The organism is Bifidobacterium apis (assembly GCF_036986835.1).
Classification (GTDB): Bacteria; Actinomycetota; Actinomycetes; order Actinomycetales; family Bifidobacteriaceae; genus Bombiscardovia; species Bombiscardovia apis_A.
Genome location: NZ_BTXD01000001.1, coordinates 905363 through 925031, shown reverse-complemented (window position 1 = coordinate 925031; position 19669 = coordinate 905363). Strand labels below are relative to the sequence as shown.

The window sequence follows — 19669 nt, the reverse complement described above, 5'->3', positions numbered from 1 at the left end:
GGTGCTCCTTGCAATTGAGCCTTGGAACCGCGCTCAGTCGCGCAGTTCCTTGCCGGTCAGTTCCAGGAACACGTCGTTCAGGGATGGCGGACGGCTGGTCAGGTGGCCGTAGCTGGTCTTGGTGGATTCCAGGACCGTCAACACGTCCTGGAGGTTGTGCTCGCCCTGGCGACAATGGATGACCAGTTCCTTGCCGTCATAGTCGACGGATTGGGTCAGGGGCAGGGCACGGATCCGGGCCAGGGTGGAGTCCTGCAGATCCAAGGTCTCAACGGTGACCTGCTCGCCGGCCTGGACCATGCCTTTGAGCTCCTCGGCAGTGCCTAAGGCGATCTGACGACCGTGGTCCATGATCATGATGCGCGTACAGATTTGTTCGACCTCCTCCATGTAATGGCTGGTGTAAACCACCGTGGCCCCCTGGGCATTCAGCCGTTCGATGCCCTCCAGGATTGCGTTGCGGCTCTGGGGGTCAACGGCGACGGTAGGTTCGTCGAAGAAGATGAGGTCGGGCTGATGGGCGATGCCACAGGCGATGTTGAGCCTGCGCAGCAGACCGCCCGACAATTTGCCGGGACGGAACTTGCGGAAGTCGCCCAATCCCACGAAGTCAATGGCCTGCTCAACCAGATTCTTGCGGTCGGCCTTCCTAGGCACATAGAGGGAGCAAAAATAGTCGATGTTCTCCTGCACACTCAGTTCGTTGAAGACGGCCACATTCTGTGGAACCACGCCTATATGACTTTTAAGGTCGTAGGAGGTCGGTGTCATCTCCTGCCCGAATATCCGAACCGTCCCCGATTCAAAGCTGAGCAGGGCCAGTATGCAGTTGATGGCGGTTGACTTGCCTGAACCATTGGGGCCAAGCAATCCAAATACCTCACCTCGGCTGACTTCCATGTCGAAGTGGTCCAAGGCCACCATGTCGCCGTAGCGCTTCACCAATGCGCTGACCTGCAAGGCCGGCTCCTGCTCACGTGAACTGTTCATGATTCCATCATCCCAGCTACGGCTGGCCCAACACTATGACAGCCGTCATCAATGTTATGGAAGCTCAAACTAATCTATGACATTCGTCATGGGTGGTCGCCTGCGCTAAGGCTCAGGAACGGGTAGCCCGTCAACTACTATTTGAGACAATAGAGCAACAGGGCGAGGAGACATTCATGGGCAGGATAGCTGGCTGGCTGGTCCTGCTTGGCCTGGGGACCTTATGCGGATCATGGTACGGTTCAGGGGTTTCAGCAACCCTGATCGCCGGCCTCCTGGCCTCAGTAGTCGCAGGTGCCCTGTGTGAATGGCTGCTGCCTGCGCCGGGGTCCATCTGGGGCGGCGCTCTGGTATCGCTTTTGGCAACGTTCATACCAGACTGGCTTTTCTTCCTGCCAGCCCTGGCCTTCGAGGCTGGCGTCGGACTCGGAACCATGGTTCCGGCCACCAGGTCAGTCGGCATGAAAGATCTCCAAGCCAAGAACTCCGGACCGGCCTGGCCCAGGCTGCTCTTGGCCTTGCTGCCGGCATTCTTTTGGCTGATACCTGCCATGGCAGACCTCATACTCTTCAGAGGCCTCCCCCAACGCTATGCCCTGCTGGCTTTATTGACCTCAGCACTGGCGCAAGACGGCGGACTGACGTGCGCACACTTGGCCGTGGCCAAGGGTCGCGTATGGCAGATTGAAGACACCGAGCGCTACAGGATTCGCCAACTGCATGGCCGCATCAGCGATCTGGACGAGGAGAGAGCCCAAGCGACCCGGATGGCGCACTTATCGGAGCGGACCCGGATCGCCCGAGATATTCATGACAATGTGGGCCACCTGCTCACCCGAGCCATCATGCAGACACAGGCTGGTCGGGTGGTTGCTCAGAGTAAGGGCGATCAGAGTACCGAGCAGGTCTTTGAGAGTGTCGGCAAGACCTTGGACCAGGCCATGACTACGATTCGTCGCTCGGTGCATGACTTGGAGGATGAGGGCACTGACTTCGCATCCCAGATGGAGGATGCCAGCTCCGAGGCTTCCATGGGGCTGCTAAAGGTCGGTTTGAACAACGGCATTAAGACAGCCCCTGCACCAGTGTGCCGTTGCCTGGCCACCATTGTTCGCGAGGCCCTCACCAACACGGTCCGGCATTCTTCAGCCAGGTCGGCACAGGTCATTCTGCGCGACCTCCCAGCCTTCTGGCAGATGGTGGTGCAGGACGACGGCGGGATTCAGCAGTCGCAGCCTGACAGCTCGGCTAATAAGGAGTCAAGGCTACAGCGGGGCATGGGGCTGGCCGATATGGAGGCCAGAGCCAGAGCCTTGGGCGGCACAGCCAACAGCGGACCCAACCGACAGGGATGGAAGGTTTTCGTATCCTTGCCCAAGGAACCCTGGACCAACCAAAGCGCAACAGACCATGTAGAGAATAAGAGGGTAATGGCATGAAAGTCGCTATCGCTGATGACGATCCGATCGTTTGCTCGTCCTTATCAACGATTTTGACGGCAACTGGTACTGCAGACGTGCTCTGGACTGCCAATGACGGTCAGTCAACCCTGGATTGTTACCAGGCAGCTGGTGGGAGGCCTGACGTCCTTCTGCTTGACGTGCAGATGCCCGGCATGGACGGTCTGGAGGCGGCGGAGCGCATCATCGCCATGGATTCGACTGCCCGGGTACTCTTTCTGACCACCTTTGCAGACAAGGAGTATATTTCCCGCGCACTGGCCTTGGGTGCCAAGGGTTATGTAATCAAGCAGGACGCGGCCTCAGTGGTGCCGGCCCTCCAAGCCGTCATGGCCGGTCAGACGGTTCTTGGAGCTGAAGCCGTTGCCAACCTATCGCTTGGCGAACAGGAGGAGCAGACACGAAAAAACCCAGCTGAACCTGTTCCCCGGCGCTTTCTAACTCTGACTGACCGCGAACGTGAAATCGTCGCTCTGGTGGCCGACGGCCTCGACAACCAGGCCATTGCCAGGCGGCTCTATCTCAGTGAGGGCACCGTTCGCAATCACATCTCATCCATCCTGGCCAAGACCAACCTGGCCAACCGGACCCAGCTCGCCGTGGAATGGCTGTCCTCGCAAGAGTCATGAGCATACAGCTTTTGGAGTCTCGATCGTTAGAGCTTTTCGATCGGTGCCAAACGTAGCATCAGCCTCTTGGTCCCCTCGGAACCGAAGTCAACAGTCAGGACTGAGTTGTGCCCCTTGTCCTGAATATCGACCACCTTGCCCAGGCCATACTGGTCGTGAGCCACCCTGTCTCCCAAGGAGAAATCCTGAATGGACAGGCCATTCGACTTGGGCTGGGCCGAGGCTCTGCCAGGGTGTGCGGTTGACGATGAGCTTGCTGTGCTCCTCCTGGTTGTAACTCTTCCGCTTCTGGAGGAGGAGTTACGCGAGCCGTATCCGGAAGAACCGAACGAACGCTGTGAGGAGGCCCGCGAGCGCCCATACCCACTGTGAGAAGAGCCAAAACGGGAACCGGAGCCAAAGCCGCCGAATGAGCGATGACCGAATGCACGGCCATCGCTTTCATCCTCGAAGCCGCCGAATTCGTCCTCGTCGTCACCCAGGTCCCAGCCTGCGCGCATCCGCTCGTTGCCGGCCTGCCGACGCTTCCAGTCAATCAGATCGTCGGGGATGTCATCCAGGAATTGGCTGGGCAGCATCTCATTGACCTGCCCCCATTGAGACCGGACGGCCGCCCGGGTCAGGTAAAGACGCCTCTTAGCACGGGTAACGCCCACATAAGCCAGTCGACGCTCCTCCTGCATCTCATCGGCATCCTCAAGGCAGCGGGAGTGCGGGAAGGTTCCTTGCTCCATGCCGGTCAGGAAGACCACTGGATACTCCAGGCCCTTGGCCGTGTGCAGGGTCATCAGCGTCACCTTGCCCGAGTCGTCACCCAGACCCGGCAGCTGGTCCGAATCGGCCACCAGTGCCGTGGTCTCCAGGAAGCCAGCCAACGTAGCGTCGGGAGTCTTCTGCTCGAACTCGGCGGCCACGGACTGCAGCTGACCAAGGTTCTCCAACCGGGAAGCATCCTGCGGGTCGACCGACTTGCGAAGCTCATCCAACATGCCGGAATCCTCCAGAACCTTCTCCACGATCTGAGACGGCTTGGAATCGTGCTCTGTGGCAAAGTCGGTCAGGGAAGTGATCAGATCCCTGAAAGCCTTCATCCGCTTGATCATCAGCGTAGAGGCCCCGGGCACCTCCTCGATATGCTGCACCCCTTCCCAGAAGGAGACCTGATGCAGATCCGCATAGGAGGTCGCCGCCGCCTCGGCACGTGCTGCCAGGCCCCGCTTGGGCACGTTGAGTATCCGCCGCATATTCACGTCGTCCTGGGGATTGGCAATGGCATGAAGGTAGGCCAGGGCGTCCTTGATCTCCTTGCGCTCGTAGAAGCGGGTTCCGCCCACCAGTTGATAAGGCAGACCGGCGTTGATCAGTCCCTCCTCCAGGGCGCGGGACTGGGCGTTGGCCCGGTACATGATGGCCATGTCGGAGTAGGGAATGCCCTCCTCACTGCGCAGCCTGGCAATCTCGGTGGCAATCCAGGCGGCCTCCTGCTGGGCGTTGTCGGCTGCATAGCCCACGATGGGCTCCCCCTTGCCCAAGGCGGTCCAGAGTTTCTTGGGCTTGCGGCCCTCGTTCTTGACGATGATTGCGTTGGCCGCATCCAGAATGGTCTGGGTGGAACGGTAGTTCTGCTCCAGGAGTATGGTCCGGGCTCCAGGGAAGTCCTTCTCGAAGTCCCTGATATTGCTGATGTCGGCCCCACGGAAGGCATAGATGGACTGGTCCGAATCCCCTACCACGGTGATCCAGGCAGGATCCTGCTTGTCGGCATCCGCACCGGCCAGCTCACGCATGAGCACGTACTGGGCATGGTTGGTGTCCTGGTACTCATCCACCAGCACGTAGCGGAAGCGATGATGGTAATACTGCGCCACCATCGGGGACTGCTGAAGCAACTGGACCGTGCGCACAATCAAATCGTCGAAGTCGACCGCGTTGGCCTGAGCCAGCCGGTGCTCGTACTCGGCATAGATCACTGAGTAGAGCTCTTCCTCGTTACCGAAGCGGGCGGTGATCTGCTGGCCGCGCTGCCCGGGTCGGTAGTCGGGGGCGTACTCCTGCAGCTGTGTACGCCAATCCTGCAGGTTGTTCTTGTAGTCGGATATGTGGCTCAGAATGTTTCTGGGTGTGTAGCGCTTCAGATCAATGTTGAGATCCTTGCCGATCAACTTGATCAGGCGCTCGGAATCGGCCGTGTCATAGATGGTGAAGCCCGATCGCAGGCCGATCTCCTTGCCGTCCCGCCTCAGAATGCGCACACAGGCCGAGTGGAAGGTGGACACCCACATGCGGTCGGCCACGGGCCCGATCAGCCGACGCAGACGCTCGCGCATCTCGGAAGCCGCCTTGTTGGTGAAGGTGATGGCCAGGATCTGGCTGGGCCAGGCGCCGAACTGACTGAGGATCCAGGCGATTCTGCGGGTCAGCACCCTGGTTTTGCCCGAACCTGCGCCCGCCCCGATCAGCAGGGCCGGCCCCTGGTATTGCACTGCTTCGGCCTGACGATCGTTGAGCCCCTTGAGCAGCTCCTTGGCGCTGCGCTGGATCAAGTCCGGTTCCTCGTTCACAAGCCACCTCTTGCCATCTGGTCTCGGTCACCGTCACAGGCCGGATGGCGCGCACCCGGCAAACAACTATTTCTACCACAAAGCGGTGTCATCGACCTTGGCTCATGGGTTAGCCGGCAGACATAAAAGACCCCGTCCGCTTTAGATAGGAAAAGCGAACGGGGCAGGTCGGGGAAGTCGAGATGACCCAGTCAGTTGCGCACTTGGTCCTTGGCGTTGTTGACAGCCTCGGTGGCGCCCTGCTCAGCCTTGGCCTTGCCGACCTTGACATCGGCCTTGGCCTGGTCCATCTTGTCGGAGGCGGCGTCCTTGGCGTCGCCCAGCTTATCGGCAACGGCGTCCTTGGCATCGGATGCCTTGTCCATAACGGTGTCTTTTACATCGCCAGCGACATCGGAAATCTTCTCGCCGGCAGACTTCATGGCATCCTTTGCATCATCAAGAATCCCCATATGGTCCTCCTTAGGTCCTTTAACGCACCGCGACGATGCGTGACCATTGCGGTCAATTTTCACTGTAACAGTCAGGGCCTTGAATCCGCGGATTGACGGGCTGACACGCCAGGAAGACACTCCAATCCGCTGGAGGTGAAACCTAACGGATCAGGGCCTTCTGACCACAGTCCCAGAACCGGGTTATCTTGGTGTCTATCCGTCGGGACCAGAGGGGCCCCGCTTTCATGACGACAAGGACGATGACATGCAGGAACTTGAGGAGCGAATCCGCCGCCAGGGCACGGTCAAGCCTGGCAATGTACTCAAGGTGGACGCCTTCCTCAATCATCAGTGCGACGTGCGGCTCTTCGACCACATGGGCGCTGAATGGGCCCGCCTGTTCGCCGGTCACCAAATCGACAAGATCCTGACCATCGAGGCATCCGGCATCGGCATCGCCTGCATGGCCGCCCGCCACTTCGGGGACGTGCCGGTGGTCTTCGCCAAGAAGACCCAGTCCATCAACCTTGACGGCGACCAGTACACGGCTCGCATCTACTCCTTCACCAAGCAGCGCGAGTACCCGGTAATCGTGGCCAAGCGCTTCCTCAAGGAGGGCGAGCATGTGCTGATCCTTGACGACTTCCTGGCCAAGGGCAACGCCCTGCATGGTCTGATCGACATCTGTCATGACGCCAAGGTTGTCATTGAGGGTATCGGCATCGCCGTGGAGAAGGGATTCCAGGAGGGCGGCCGTACCCTGCGCAAAGAGGGCTACAACCTCCAGTCCCTGGCCATCGTGGAAAGCATGGACCCGGACCGAGGCACCATCACCTTTGCTCACAATCCCGCCTGAGCAGGTCGACACCTGGTCCGGGTCGCGGAAATAGTCAAGTCAGTCCACCTGATGCTCGCTGGTGCCGCCCTCCAGGATGGTCTTCACATCGTTCAGGGAGATATTGACCATGGCGGTCACGGCGGCATCAGTGTAGAAGCCGATATGAGGCGAGACCTCCACATTGGGCATGGCCTTGAGGGTCTCCAGGGCCTGGTTGTCGACCTTGGTCCCGCTCAGATTCTTTTCGAAGATGCCGGCCTCACCCTCGATGGTGTCGATGGCGGCACCGGAGATGGACTTGGTCTGCAGGGCCTCGATCAGGGCCGGGGTGTCCACGATGGGGCCTCGGGCGGCGTTGATCAGAAAGGCCGAGGGTTTCATGGCTTCCAGGGCCTGCGCGTTGATCAGATGGTGGGTGGTCTCGTCCAGCGGTGTATGGACGGTGACGATGTCGGCCCGCTTCAAGAGGGTGGGCAGATCCACGTAATCCAGGGTGTCTGCCAGCTCGGGACGGTGGACCGGGTCGTTGGCGATGACCGTGGAACCCAGGGCACGGAAGATCCTGGCCACAGCAGATCCGATCTTGCCGGCTCCGATGATCCCCACGGTCAGGTTGTGGATCTCGTGGGCCTGAAGCCCATCCCAGGTATAGTCGTCATTGGCCTCGCGAGCGCTCGCCTCCCCCAGATGCCGAACCAGACGCATGACCTGGGCCAGGACCAGTTCGGAGACCGACCGGGGCGAATAGGCAGGCACGTTGGTGACGACCAGCCCGTTCTCCCGAGCGGCCTGCAGGTTGACGATGTCATAGCCCGTGATCCGCAGGGTCAGCTGCTTGAGGCCATACTCCTTGAGCCGCTGGTAGAGTTCGGGCTCGGACAGGGCCGCATGCTGCTGGATGACGATGCCGTCGTAGCCCTTGATCATATCCACGGTCTTCATCCCCAGATCGCGGTCTGTGGTATCCACCTGGATATCATTGGCTTGCGCCCAGGCCTGAATGGCCTCCTGCTCGTCGGGACGTACTGAATACATGAGAATACTGGTCATTTTCTAGTCCTTGGTAACTGTCTTCGTTGATGGTTGTCGGATGAATCAGCTGCGATTTTGAGCGCGCATATAGTCGCCGATCCGCTCCACGGCGGTATGCAGATCCTCCATGGAGGCCGCGTAGGAGATGCGAACGTAGCCTTCTCCCCCGGGCCCGAAGCTTGCTCCGGGGATTACCGCCACCTTGGCCTTGTGAGCCAGGTCATAGACGAAGCTCCAGCTGTCGCGCATGCCCTCGGGCAGCCGGGCGAAGATATAGAAGGCCCCCTTGGGATCGATCACGTCCAGCCCGACCTCCGGCAGGGCCTTGACAAGATAGTCCCGCCGCTTGCGGTAGGCCTCGCGCATCGGATCCGTGTCGTTCATGCCCTTGGTCAGAGCCTCCTGGGCCGCATACTGGGCATTTGTGGTCACCGAAGTGATGGTGAATTCGTTGACCTTGCTGATTTGATCAATCACGTCAGCGGGGCCAGCGGCGATGCCGACCCGCCATCCAGTCATGGCATGGGACTTGGAAACCCCGCCAAGAACGACCGTCTGCTCGGGCAGGATGGTGCCCATGGACACATGGGTGCCCTGGTAGGTCAGCTCGGCGTAGATCTCATCGCTGAGCACGAAGAAGCCATGCTTGCGTGCCACCTGGGCCAGGGCCTCCAGATCCTCACGAGCATAGGTCACACCGGTCGGGTTGGTCGGGTAGTTGAGCACCAGGGCCTTGACCGGACCATCACTGTTTTCAATGGCGGCCTCCAGCTTGTCCGGCTTGAGAATGAAGCCGTCGTCAGAGGTGTCGACGAAGACGGTCTTGGCACCACTCAGCTGGGCAATAGGGATATAGAGAGGGAAGATGGGAGTGGGCAGAATGACCGTGTCACCCGGGTTGATCATGGCAGTAAGGCCCGAGAAGATGCCCCCGGTGGCCCCTGCCGTAATCACAATCTGACTGTCAGGGTCGTAGTCCAGCCCGTACTTGGTCTGAAGATAATCGGCAGCCGCCTTGCGAAGACTGGGCATGCCGCGACTCTCTGTGTAATGACTGTGGTTGTCTTGGATGGCCTGGATACCCGCCTGCTTGACGTGCTCTGGGGTAAAGAAGTCCGGCTCCCCCAGAGTCAGCTTCACGATGCCGTCTATTCCGGCGATCTCCTTGTTGAACTCGAGTATGTCGCTCGGCGCCAGAGCTTTGACCCTGGCATTCATATGATCCGCCAATGTCATTGGCTTGTCCTTTCCCATGCCGTTACTACAACCATTGTCGCTGGTGCTGCCCTACCGACTATGCGGTGACGATGCACGGGAAATGCTGTCGACGACTGCAGGGCCGGTGGGTTCCGATCCGTGCAACCGTTCCTACAAGGCACGCGGCGTCACAGATCGAATCCGTGCCACCAATAGGTAAATCGTGTGCCCTGCATGCTGAAACCTCCTGCGGAATCTGCAATCAGCATTGACTGTAAGGATACAGCGAACTTTCGGCAATCCTATATACCCGACCATTATTTGACCATGCGCCTCCATTTTACGGCCGCGACAAGCATCCAAAAATAAACGTGCTCATGGCAAGTGACTTGGTGCCAGGCCATATTAATCTCGAGTCTTCCGAGATCTATCTTGATATTCCTGTAGGGTTTCCTCGGGTCACTCATTCACCAGGCTGGCCAACCGCAGCCTACGAATCTTTTATAAGTAAATTGAAATAGCTGCCCCCCCCCCCCAAACACGATCTTTCATCTCATTCCATCTCATCCCGTCCTGGGGCATTGACCGCTCGTATCCTAAGTTCAACCCCTTCACTACGGTCGAATCCATAATCAGCAAGAACGAGTTTCGGTAAAATGGCATGTCAAAGTTGTACCGCACTCGCCAAAAGTTGCGTCCTTGCATTGAGATCTCTGTCATATACTGTGCTTCAAAGACAGGCAAGAGACAGGATTCTTGGATGTCGGTCAAAGGGGTGAGGGAATGACCAATCGAGTAGCGCTGGTCACTGGGGCCACCAGCGGCATTGGATATGAAACCACCCGTATGCTCGCCGAACATGGATACCGGGTGTATGCGGCAGGGCGGCGCGTCGAACGTCTGAAGCCACTAGCCGACAAAGGGGTCATCGCTGTGCAGATGGATCTGACCGATTCTGCATCCATTGAGAAGCCTGTCGCACGCATCCTGCAGAAGGAGAGGCGGGTGGATCTGCTGGTCAACAACGCCGGCTACGGCTCCTATGGCCCGGTCGAGCAGGTCTCCATCGACGAGGTCCGTCGACAATTCGAAGTCAACCTCTTCGGCCTTGCCCGCCTGACCCAGCTGGTGCTACCTGCCATGCGCCGGGCCAGACGCGGCCGAATCGTGAACACCTCATCCATGGCAGGCCGGATGGTTACCTATATGGGTGCCTGGTACCACGCCACCAAGTACGCCCTTGAAGCCTTCAGCGACGCACTGCGTATGGAAATGCGACCCTTCGGCATCGACGTGGTCCTGATCGAGCCCGGAGCCATTGCCACCAACTGGGGCGCGATCGCCGCCGATCATCTCCAAACGGTCACCCGCAAAAGCGTCTATCAAAATTCAGGATCCCGTGCTGCTGCCGGGTTGCGCAAACTGTACTCCAGCAGGCATTTGACCCAACCATCAGCCATCGCCAGGGCCATCGTCCATGCCTCGACGGTACGCTATCCCCGCCCACGTTACCTTCTGGGCTTCGGCGCCAAACCTCTGGTTGCCCTTCATGCCCTGCTACCCACTCGTGCCTGGGATTACTTGATGGTCCATGCCAAGGACCTCTAAACGCTAAAACTATGTGCCAGAGCAATACGCCATTGAAGCCAGATGTGCGCAAGGAAGTTTAAGTTTGGTGAGGCAAAGTTCTGACCTGGCTATTGTGAAATACCAAGAGTCAGATATACATCACTTTCCTTGCCTAAGGCTGGTGCTGATGAGGACGGACGTGTGAATGACGTTAGGTTGGGATATTGCAAATACTTTGCCGCACCTATTCGTTGATTTTTGTTTCAGTCTCTGACTACTCCCAAACAAAGCAATTGCTTTAACGCCTTTGAGCAATGGACAGTTATAATCTAATTAATTATCGTCAGCTATTAGCGTGCAGTCGGCATGTCTTTCGATAGGGGGTTTGGTTGAAGCCTGAAAAATCCGAGTTCAGTGCCGATCCGGATTCGCCCTTGGCATTTTTCCGGAACGGAATAAAGAATAGCATCACTAAAGGCAATACCGCCATCAAAGACATCGTCCATGCACTGGAACGTGAATCCTCCGAATTCGCCTTGGCTCATAAAACCATGAATAACGATTTTCGTTTGGTGGTAGATGCTCCAAAAAATACCCTCGATGCCATCGCTAATGGTGACATCAGGCTAACCACCGATAGAGCAGGCAACACCTTTGCCCAACTTTTGGATACCAACGGGCGATATGGAAAGAAATTACCCATCAAGCGCGAGGATTTCAGCGAGGGAATTGATCCCGTTCAAGCGGCGAACGCAATACAACTCAGGGCAATTCAAGGTCAGCTTGAAGACATCGCCCGCCAGATTGCAGTCATAGATGTGCGCGTGCAGGAAGTACTCGAAGGGCAACAGAACGACAGGCTCGGCCTCCTACAGAGCGGCATGCGCCTTTATCTACAGGCCCGTGAAGTTGACGACGACACTCTTAGAAAGCTCCTTATATCTCAGGCTTTGCGCGCTCTATCGGACGCAGAGGCCCAGCACGAGCTGAAGATGGAGTCTGACGTAAAATATCTCGCAAATGGCGACTACGAGCATGAAAAAGGCAAACGTACAAAACTCATCGATGAAAGAATGGAGAGCATCAACGGTTGCTTTCCAGCCATACACGAGGCATCAATTGCCAGAGCAACCATTTTTTGCGAACAGGGAGAGCCCAAGGCCATGGTGAAAGCCCTGGAAACATATTCGCACTTTATCAAAACGACTGTAGGAGACAATGCGGGCCTTCTAGCGGAATGCGATCGCTCCGATACAGGAACAGAACAGGGAATTTGGCGATCTCGGGCCGCACTCCAACTTGACGTATCCAAACTAAGCAAATCCCTAGCGTTGCCCGAAAAGCACTTGTACCTAAAGGTAACTGATAAAAAGGATGAGAGCCATGAAGAGCGTTAGAGGCTGCACCAACCAGGAATGCGGCTCTTACAAAGAGAACTTGAAATATAAAAAAGACTTCGATTACTGTCCAAAATGCGGCTCAAAACTGATGACCGTATGCAACTCCCGCGGATGCCACACTTTCTTGGATAACCCGGACAGCATCTTCTGCGCCCGCTGTTTGGCCAAAAGAAAAGACCGCGTAGATCATGTCAAGAAAAACATGTCCACCATCGGCGGAGGCGTGTTAGTAGCAGGTGGTTTCCTCGCAAAGAAAGGCAAAACAATCGCCTCAGTTTTAGCGACGGCAAGCAAATTCATACCAAAATGAAGGCCTTCATGGACCGGAACAACATGCCTTGGGCGCGGTGGCTGGCATCCAACATGTATTCCACCCCATATGCGTGGCCAGATGACTGAGTCGACACCATACCAGCAGCCTGCTAACCGGCCAGGGAGCAACCTGCTACGCACAGATCAGTAGGTTCGAAATATGCAACGTACTGACGGATAGAGCCAGAAGGCGTTGGGAGTTGAGAGTGGCCAAGGCCGCGACATCAGAGTTTGACGACACAAAACGTGCGATTGTTGATTTCGTGATGTTGCTATATAGTTGTTATGAAAGTGAGTCATAGGCGATTCATGAAAGCGTTGAGGTATCGGCGGCTTCTGTGACGACGACTCTCGCGGCTGGATTCTAAAAGCGATCAGATCTTCAGCGGCCAACAATGAGCACCAGGAATTTTGAGAGGAATAGCCATGAGCTTGACGAATGACAAGAATCCGAGGGTTGAAGTCACAAAGATATTTGCCGACTACGAACACCCCATGACTGCGGCAGTGGAATGGGCCCAAAGCATCGCCAGTTCCAGGGGAATAAATCCCAGCAAGGATCAAGTTGTGTTTATCCGTGAACTCAGGCGTGCGGAGCCGAGTCTAAGTCTGAAATCCGCCGTGTACCTTGCCCAGATGACAGCGAAAGCTTCCCGAACCGAACACAACACAGATGGAACAGGCATCAAGAGTCTGCTGGACACCAATCGCAATATTCCGTGAGCCCCCTCCCAGTCCCATTCAAGCGAACCGGTGATATGGGTATTCCTCGAAGTCACCTAAGACGATATATTCGGCTCACTGTGATTGAGACTCTTTGTTTAGGCCTACCTTCTGTCCCAAGAGGATAATGCTTCTCGTCTTCCCCGCTGCTTTGCGGCAATGAGCCGCCTGCGCTCTGACCCGGTGTAACACCGGTATGGCCATACTCAGGTCTTGATGATTCTGATGGTGCATACCAGAACGCCTGCGTGGATTGCTGAAGATCTCGGTTCGACTTGGCTTAGAGCGCTTGCCAAGCTTACCAGCGCATTACTCGGAGCCAATGAGGCATTCCCCAATTGTGCTGTAGAAGACTGTGAATCATCTCGTGTCTTTCCTGCGGGATTGGTCTCATCAGCAATTATGTCGATTTTTGTTTTTGCCACAGCTACAGTAGGGCTATGCCGTTTGGCATGCATATCAACCAAAGGAGATTGATATGCGGTCAAAGAAAACACAAGCTACTGGCCCAAGTACCAACAAGCACGTCAGCAGCGCCGATGTTGGTGTTGCTAAAACAGCTAGCACCCCAGAACTCACTACAACTGCGCAGAAGCTAATAATTGAACAGGCTCCGACTAGAGAAGTTGTCCCCAATGTGATGTTGGGAATAATTGAGATTTGACTGCGTAATACGACAGCATTTCAGCTGATTTATGGCCTGGGCATTTGCAATTCTGGCGACCACTGACGTCAAAAATGTTGGTCATCACCAACTTTATTGGTAATTAAGGAACGTCGAATGAAACCAGGAAGAGACGCGGAGCGGTTTCGGCCTTTTCAACAATGCTCGTGACTGTCGAGCTGGTACTCTTATTCCTGATCGGTTCCCTGGAAACCGTGAATATTTTCATTCAATCGAAAAACAGAACACAGAAAGTCCTTCAGGGCCGGCAGTGTCATTGGGATACGAATTATTACACTGGTTGTCACTCCCTCCTATCACAATCCTTATGCTCGGGTGGAGGCCATCTTCATGGCTCTTGATTCTTGTGTTCATTACCGGTAGCTTAACCAGCGAATTACTATTCCCAGCACCGACAGCTTCCACAAAGAAGAAACGATATTTGTGGGTAAAAATACCGTTTATCATTCTTGACCGTTTAGTCAAATAATGCTATCTTGACGAGTATGGGTCGCAAGAGAAGTTTTGATGATGATGAGGTACTTGCCCGTGCCCGCGAGGTTTTCCTGGAACATGGCTATGAGGGCACGTCGATTGATGCCCTCGTCAAGGCTACGGGTCTGCTCCGGGGCAGTCTCTACGGTGCCTTCGGCAGCAAGCGTGGCATGTTCGTGGCTGCGCTTCGTGATGCAACGGATTCGGAGTCGCGCGATTCAGGAGTGCTCAATCTGGTATTGGTGGCACTCATGGAGCTGTCAGATCATGATCTTGAGGTTCGTGGTCTGCTCAGGGATTACCTTGCAAAGCTGTCCTGCTCGGGATCAGGAGAGACCAATGCTGTGACCGTTGATGTCGTCAAGCTCCTTGGTGAGACGCTGTTGCAGCGTGCACATGTTCGGTTGCAGTCCGATGATGAAAGAGGCAAGTCATGAACAACAAGGTGGCAATTGTCGGGCGGACGCTGGAGGTTGAACCGCAGGGCTTGGATAAGATGTGGTCATTCAAGGGGAAACTGGTGGTGCCGCTCGAGCATGTTCTGGGTGCGAGCGAAGATCCGGGCATTCTTGATGATACCAAGGGGCTGCGTGCGCCCGGCCTTCATGTTCCCGGTAAATGGGCCGGCACATACATTGAGCATGGGGAAAAGACATTCTGGAATGTCACCAGACCGGAAATTCCCATTGTCATCCAACTCAAGGACGAGCACTATGACCGGTTGGTGCTCGGGGTGGAGCAACCCCGCGAGCTGGTCAATAGGATCAATGCGGCCATTCCTAAGCAATAAACAATGAACTGAATGAATTGCAGGACCTGAGCTCCTTTATCGATCATCGACATTTAATATCCCGAGAGCCAGATAACTGGGCCGACAAGTCATATGCGACAATACCTTCTTCGACGTATCGCCGTATGGCTTGTCGGCCCAAATGCTCACTCCCACTCAATGGTTGCCGGAGGCTTGGAGGTGCAGTCCAGGACCACGCGGTTGATGCCCGGGCACTCGTTGGTGATGCGTGTGGAAATGGTGGCCAGCACGTCGTAGGGCAGACGCGTCCAGTCAGCGGTCATGGCGTCCTCGGAAGAGACCGGACGCAGCACGATCGGCGAACCATAGGTGCGCTCGTCACCCTGCACACCTACCGAATGCACATTGGCCAGCAGCACGACCGGGCACTGCCAGATCTGTCGATCCAGCCCAGCCTTGGACAACTCTTCGCGAGCGATGGCGTCGGCCTCGCGCAGGGTCTCCAAACGTTCCTGGGTGATCTCGCCGATGATGCGGATGCCCAGACCGGGGCCCGGGAAGGGCTGACGCCAGACGATCTGGTCAGGCAGGCCCAGTTCGGTGCCGATGGCCCGGACCTCGTCCTTGAACAGGGTGCGCAGGGGCTCGATCAGCTTGAACTTGACATCCTTGGGCAGACCGCCCACGTTGTGGTGGGACTTGATATTGGCCGCTCCATCTCCGCCGCCAGACTCGACCACGTCCGGGTAGAGCGTGCCCTGCACCAGGAACTTGACTTCCTTGCCCGTCTTGCCGGCCTCCTCGATCACCTGCTGCTGGGCTTTTTCAAAGGTGCGGATGAACTTCTCCCCGATGATCTTGCGCTTGCGCTCGGGCTCGGAAACACCCTTGAGTGCGGTCAGGAAGTCTTCTGAGGCATCCACGGCTATCAGCTTGATGCCAGTAGCTGCCACGAAATCATGCTTGACCTGCTCGGCCTCTCCCTTACGCAGCAGACCGTGATCCACAAAGACGCAGGTCAGCTGGTCGCCAACTGCTCTGTGGACCAGGGCGGCTGCCACAGCTGAATCGACGCCGCCTGACAGGCCGCAGATGACCTGGTCGTCACCCACCGTGCGACGGATCTTCTCCACCTGTTGCTCGATGATGCCCGAGGCGTTCCAGTCCGACGGCAGTCCGGCGCACTGATGCAGGAAGCGGTCGATCAGGTCCTGCCCCAGAGGAGTGTTGGTCACCTCGGGATGCCACTGGACCCCGTACAGTCCACGGGAAGGGTCCTGCATGGCCGCCACCGGAGCACCCTCGGTATGCGCCAGAACCTCAAAGCCTTCAGGCGCACGGTTGACGGCGACGCCATGGCTCATCCACACATCCTGCCTCGCGGGGGAATCCTGCAGAATTCCCTTGGCACTGTCGATGAAGGCCTCGGTTTTGCCGTACTCCCCCAGGGCCGCCTTGTCCACCTCGCCGCCCAACTCATGGGCCATGACCTGGAAGCCGTAGCAGATGCCCAGCACGGGCACACCCGACTTGAAAATCCTCTTGTCGATGGTAGGCGCCCCGTCCACGTAGACGGAGGCCGGGCCGCCGGAGAGGATGACCGCCTTGGGATCCTTGGCCAGCATCTGGTCCAGGCCCATCGAATGAGGCACCAGCTCGGAGTAGACCCCTGCCTCCCTGACTCGACGAGCGATCAGCTGGGCGTACTGTGCACCGAAATCGACCACCAGGACGGGACCCTGTGCCATAAGACTCCTTATATATATGAATGCTGTATCTACCAAGGATGCCCAAGAGCGACGATTCGAGGCCCTCGGACAAGTCCAGTATGGTTGCAGTTTTCGACAATGCTACCGTCATTGAGGCCTCACCGGCACCCCAGACGGCAAATCCATGCCTGCAAGCAGACAATTCCATCGCATTTTCTCACAAGAGCGAACACACACTGCAAGAAAACGTTCAGAAAAGTCTGCTCGTTCACGTACCATGTAGGCATTGGGTACGGACCCGGCAGATGCCTGGAATGACACTGTACAAGCCCGTAACCGAGGTAAATAAACAATCGCACTAAAGTGCAGGAGTACACATGACGAATCCTGTTATCGGCACCCCTTGGGCGAAGCTGGAGACCCCAATCGCCGAGGAGACCCTCGAGGCCGTCGACAAGTATTGGCGGGCGGCCAACTATCTTTCCATCGGACAGATTTATCTTCGCAGCAACCCCCTGATGAAGGAGCCCTTCACCCGGGAGGATGTCAAGCATCGTCTGGTCGGCCACTGGGGCACCACCCCCGGCCTGAACTTCCTGCTGGGCCATATCAACCGTCTGATCGCCGATCATCAGCAGAACACCGTTATCATCATGGGCCCCGGCCATGGCGGCCCCGCCGGCACCTCGCAGTCCTACCTGGATGGCACCTACAGCGAGTACTACCCCAAGATCACCAACGATGAGGCTGGCCTGCAGAAGTTCTTCCGCCAGTTCTCCTACCCGGGCGGCATCCCCTCCCACTTCGCGCCTGAGACCCCCGGATCCATTCACGAGGGCGGCGAGCTGGGCTATGCCCTCTCCCACGCCTATGGCGCCATCATGAACAACCCCAGCCTCTTCGTACCCTGCATCGTGGGCGACGGCGAGGCCGAGACCGGCCCTCTGGCCACCGGCTGGCAGTCCAACAAGCTGGTCAATCCCCGCACCGACGGCATCGTCCTGCCCATTCTGCACCTGAACGGCTACAAGATCGCCAACCCGACCATCCTCTCGCGCATCTCCGACGAGGAGCTGCATGAGTACTTCCATGGCATGGGCTATGAGCCCTTCGAGTTCGTTGCAGGGTTCGACGACGAGGACCATCTGTCCATCCACCGCCGCTTCGCCGACATGCTGGAGACCGTCTTCGACAAGATCTGCGATATCAAGGCCCGGGCCGAAACCGACGACATGACCCGTCCCTTCTACCCCATGATCATCTTCCGCACACCCAAGGGCTGGACCTGCCCCAAGTTCATCGACGGCAAGAAGACCGAGGGATCCTGGCGCGCCCACCAGGTGCCGCTGACCTCCGCCCGCGACACCGAAGCCCACTTCCAGATCCTCAAGAACTGGCTGGCCTCCTACAAGCCCGAGGAGCTCTTCGACGAGAAGGGCACCCTGCGTCCCGAGGTCACCAGCTTCATGCCCAAGGGCGACCTGCGCATCGGCGAGAACCCCAACGCCAATGGCGGCCGGCTGCTCAAGCCGCTGGAGTTGCCTGACATCCACGACTACGAGATCGACATCAAGAAGCACGGCCACGGCTGGGGCGCCACCGAGGCCACCCGCGTCCTGGGCTACTACACCCGCGACGTACTGGCCAAGAACCCCACCGACTTCCGCATCTTCGGGCCCGATGAGACGGCCTCCAACCGTCTGGCCGCTGCCTACGAAGTGACCAACAAGCAGTGGGATGCCGACTACCTGTCGGAGCTGACCGACGAGCACATGGCCCACACCGGCCAGGTCATCGAACAGCTCTCCGAGCACCAGATGGAAGGCTTCCTGGAGGGCTACCTGCTGACCGGACGCCATGGCATCTGGAGCTCCTACGAGTCCTTCGTGCACGTCATCGACTCCATGATCAACCAGCACGCCAAGTGGCTGGAGGCTACCGTCCGCGAAATCCCGTGGCGTAAGCCCATCGCCGGCCTGAACCTCCTGGTCACCTCGCACGTCTGGCGTCAGGACCACAACGGGTTCTCCCACCAGGATCCCGGCTTCGTCGACATCCTGCTGAACAAGAACTTCAACAACGATCACGTGGTCAACATCTACTTCCCCGCCGATGCCAACATGCTGCTGAACGTGGGCGAGCGTTGCTACAAGTCGACCAACTGCATCAACGCCATCTTCGCCGGCAAGCAGCCCGCCGCCACCTACCAGAGCGTGGACGAGGCCGCCGCCGAGTTGGAGAAGGGGGCCGCCCGCTGGGATTGGGCCTCCAACGCCAAGAATGCCGAGGATGCTGATGTCGTCATCGCCACCGCAGGAGACATCCCCACCCAGGAGGCCCTGGCCGCCGACGACATGCTGCAGAAGCTGGGCGTGAAGGTCCAGTTCGTCAACGTGGTCGACCTGTTGAAGATCCAGGACACCGAGGAGAACGATCAGGCCCTGTCCGACGAGGAGTTCACCGAGCTCTTCAGCAAGGACAAGCCGGTCCTGTTCGCCTTCCACGCATACCCCGGCTCCATCTACCGCCTGATTCACGGACGTCCCAACCACGACAACTTCTCCGTGCACGGCTACGAGGAGCAGGGCTCCACCACCACGCCGTTCGACATGGTGCGCGTCAACGACATGGACCGCTGGTGCCTGGCCGCCTCCGCCCTGAAGCTGGTGGATGCAGGCAAGTACGCCGACCAGATCGACAAGTGGACCAAGTTCCGCGACGAGGCCTTCCAGTTCGCCGTGGACAAGGGCTACGACCACCCCGATTACACCGATTGGGTCTGGCCCGATGCCAACCGCGCCGGTCAGGAGACCATCTCCGCCACCGCCGCGACCGCCGGAGACAACGAGTGATACGCTGATCCGACTCTGGTTCTGGAACCGCCCGTCATGCGCAGCCCGCATGG

General features: G+C 57.6%; 17 protein-coding genes. 11 read left to right on the top strand and 6 right to left on the bottom strand.

What is annotated here, in order from left to right; translation table 11 throughout:
* Positions 1–33 precede the first annotated feature (33 nt).
* Entirely contained in the window at positions 34–990 is a 957-nt protein-coding gene (locus tag AACP62_RS03815) for an ABC transporter ATP-binding protein (protein WP_339346433.1), read from the bottom strand.
* A 176-nt stretch (positions 991–1166) separates the two neighbouring features.
* Between AACP62_RS03815 and AACP62_RS03810 the strand changes: the two genes are divergently transcribed.
* Both AACP62_RS03810 and AACP62_RS03805 read left to right on the top strand, forming a co-directional pair.
* Positions 1167–2429, top strand: a complete 1263-nt coding sequence (locus tag AACP62_RS03810) for a sensor histidine kinase (protein WP_339346431.1) — start codon at positions 1167–1169, stop codon at positions 2427–2429.
* Positions 2426–3079 carry a response regulator transcription factor gene (locus AACP62_RS03805; RefSeq protein ID WP_339346429.1) on the top strand — a complete coding sequence of 218 codons (654 nt, stop codon included), beginning with the start codon at positions 2426–2428 and terminating at the stop codon, positions 3077–3079. Before AACP62_RS03810 ends, AACP62_RS03805 begins: the two co-directional genes overlap by 4 nt.
* Positions 3080–3105: 26 nt before the next feature.
* Here AACP62_RS03805 and AACP62_RS03800 read toward each other — a convergent pair whose 3' ends face one another.
* Together AACP62_RS03800 and AACP62_RS03795 are read right to left on the bottom strand one after the other, a co-directional pair.
* Entirely contained in the window at positions 3106–5640 is a 2535-nt protein-coding gene (locus AACP62_RS03800) for a UvrD-helicase domain-containing protein (RefSeq protein WP_339346427.1), read from the bottom strand.
* Between the two features lie 191 nt (positions 5641–5831).
* Positions 5832–6092, bottom strand: coding sequence for a hypothetical protein (locus AACP62_RS03795; protein WP_339346425.1), 261 nt, complete (start codon positions 6090–6092; stop codon positions 5832–5834).
* Positions 6093–6339: 247 nt separating this feature from the next.
* On the opposite strand from AACP62_RS03795, the gene AACP62_RS03790 reads away from it, so the two are divergent.
* Entirely contained in the window at positions 6340–6930 is a 591-nt protein-coding gene (locus AACP62_RS03790) for a xanthine phosphoribosyltransferase (protein WP_339346422.1), read from the top strand.
* Between the two features lie 39 nt (positions 6931–6969).
* Here AACP62_RS03790 and AACP62_RS03785 read toward each other — a convergent pair whose 3' ends face one another.
* Both AACP62_RS03785 and AACP62_RS03780 read right to left on the bottom strand, forming a co-directional pair.
* Positions 6970–7962 (bottom strand): D-2-hydroxyacid dehydrogenase, encoded by a 993-nt coding sequence (locus AACP62_RS03785; RefSeq protein ID WP_339346420.1) that lies wholly within the window; start codon positions 7960–7962, stop codon positions 6970–6972.
* A 45-nt stretch (positions 7963–8007) separates the two neighbouring features.
* Positions 8008–9180, bottom strand: coding sequence for an aminotransferase class I/II-fold pyridoxal phosphate-dependent enzyme (locus tag AACP62_RS03780; protein ID WP_339346417.1), 1173 nt, complete (start codon positions 9178–9180; stop codon positions 8008–8010).
* A gap of 744 nt (positions 9181–9924) precedes the next feature.
* Between AACP62_RS03780 and AACP62_RS03775 the strand changes: the two genes are divergently transcribed.
* The 7 genes from AACP62_RS03775 to AACP62_RS03745 all read left to right on the top strand — a co-directional run bounded on the left by AACP62_RS03775 (position 9925) and on the right by AACP62_RS03745 (position 15094).
* Entirely contained in the window at positions 9925–10749 is an 825-nt protein-coding gene (locus tag AACP62_RS03775) for an oxidoreductase (RefSeq protein ID WP_339346415.1), read from the top strand.
* A gap of 350 nt (positions 10750–11099) precedes the next feature.
* Positions 11100–12107: a hypothetical protein gene (locus tag AACP62_RS03770; RefSeq protein ID WP_339346413.1), complete on the top strand. Its 1008-nt coding sequence runs from the start codon at positions 11100–11102 to the stop codon at positions 12105–12107.
* A complete protein-coding gene (locus AACP62_RS03765) occupies positions 12094–12420 on the top strand; it encodes a hypothetical protein (RefSeq protein WP_339346411.1) in 327 nt (108 codons plus the stop codon). The genes AACP62_RS03770 and AACP62_RS03765 overlap by 14 nt, the downstream gene beginning before the upstream one ends.
* Positions 12421–12848: 428 nt before the next feature.
* Positions 12849–13145, top strand: coding sequence for a hypothetical protein (locus AACP62_RS03760; RefSeq protein WP_029678537.1), 297 nt, complete (start codon positions 12849–12851; stop codon positions 13143–13145).
* Between the two features lie 478 nt (positions 13146–13623).
* Positions 13624–13809, top strand: coding sequence for a hypothetical protein (locus tag AACP62_RS03755; RefSeq protein WP_029678536.1), 186 nt, complete (start codon positions 13624–13626; stop codon positions 13807–13809).
* A gap of 506 nt (positions 13810–14315) precedes the next feature.
* The gene (locus AACP62_RS03750) at positions 14316–14741 is read left to right on the top strand and encodes a helix-turn-helix domain-containing protein (protein ID WP_198187149.1); all 426 of its coding nucleotides are present in this window, start codon (positions 14316–14318) and stop codon (positions 14739–14741) included.
* Positions 14738–15094, top strand: coding sequence for a PH domain-containing protein (locus AACP62_RS03745; protein ID WP_339346407.1), 357 nt, complete (start codon positions 14738–14740; stop codon positions 15092–15094). The genes AACP62_RS03750 and AACP62_RS03745 overlap by 4 nt, the downstream gene beginning before the upstream one ends.
* A 146-nt stretch (positions 15095–15240) precedes the next feature.
* Here AACP62_RS03745 and guaA read toward each other — a convergent pair whose 3' ends face one another.
* A complete protein-coding gene (gene guaA / locus AACP62_RS03740; RefSeq protein ID WP_339346405.1) occupies positions 15241–16803 on the bottom strand; it encodes a glutamine-hydrolyzing GMP synthase in 1563 nt (520 codons plus the stop codon).
* A 338-nt stretch (positions 16804–17141) separates the two neighbouring features.
* Here guaA and AACP62_RS03735 point away from each other — a divergent pair, with 338 nt between their 5' ends.
* Positions 17142–19616 (top strand): phosphoketolase, encoded by a 2475-nt coding sequence (locus tag AACP62_RS03735; protein ID WP_198187157.1) that lies wholly within the window; start codon positions 17142–17144, stop codon positions 19614–19616.
* The last annotated feature ends 53 nt before the right edge of the window (positions 19617–19669 follow it).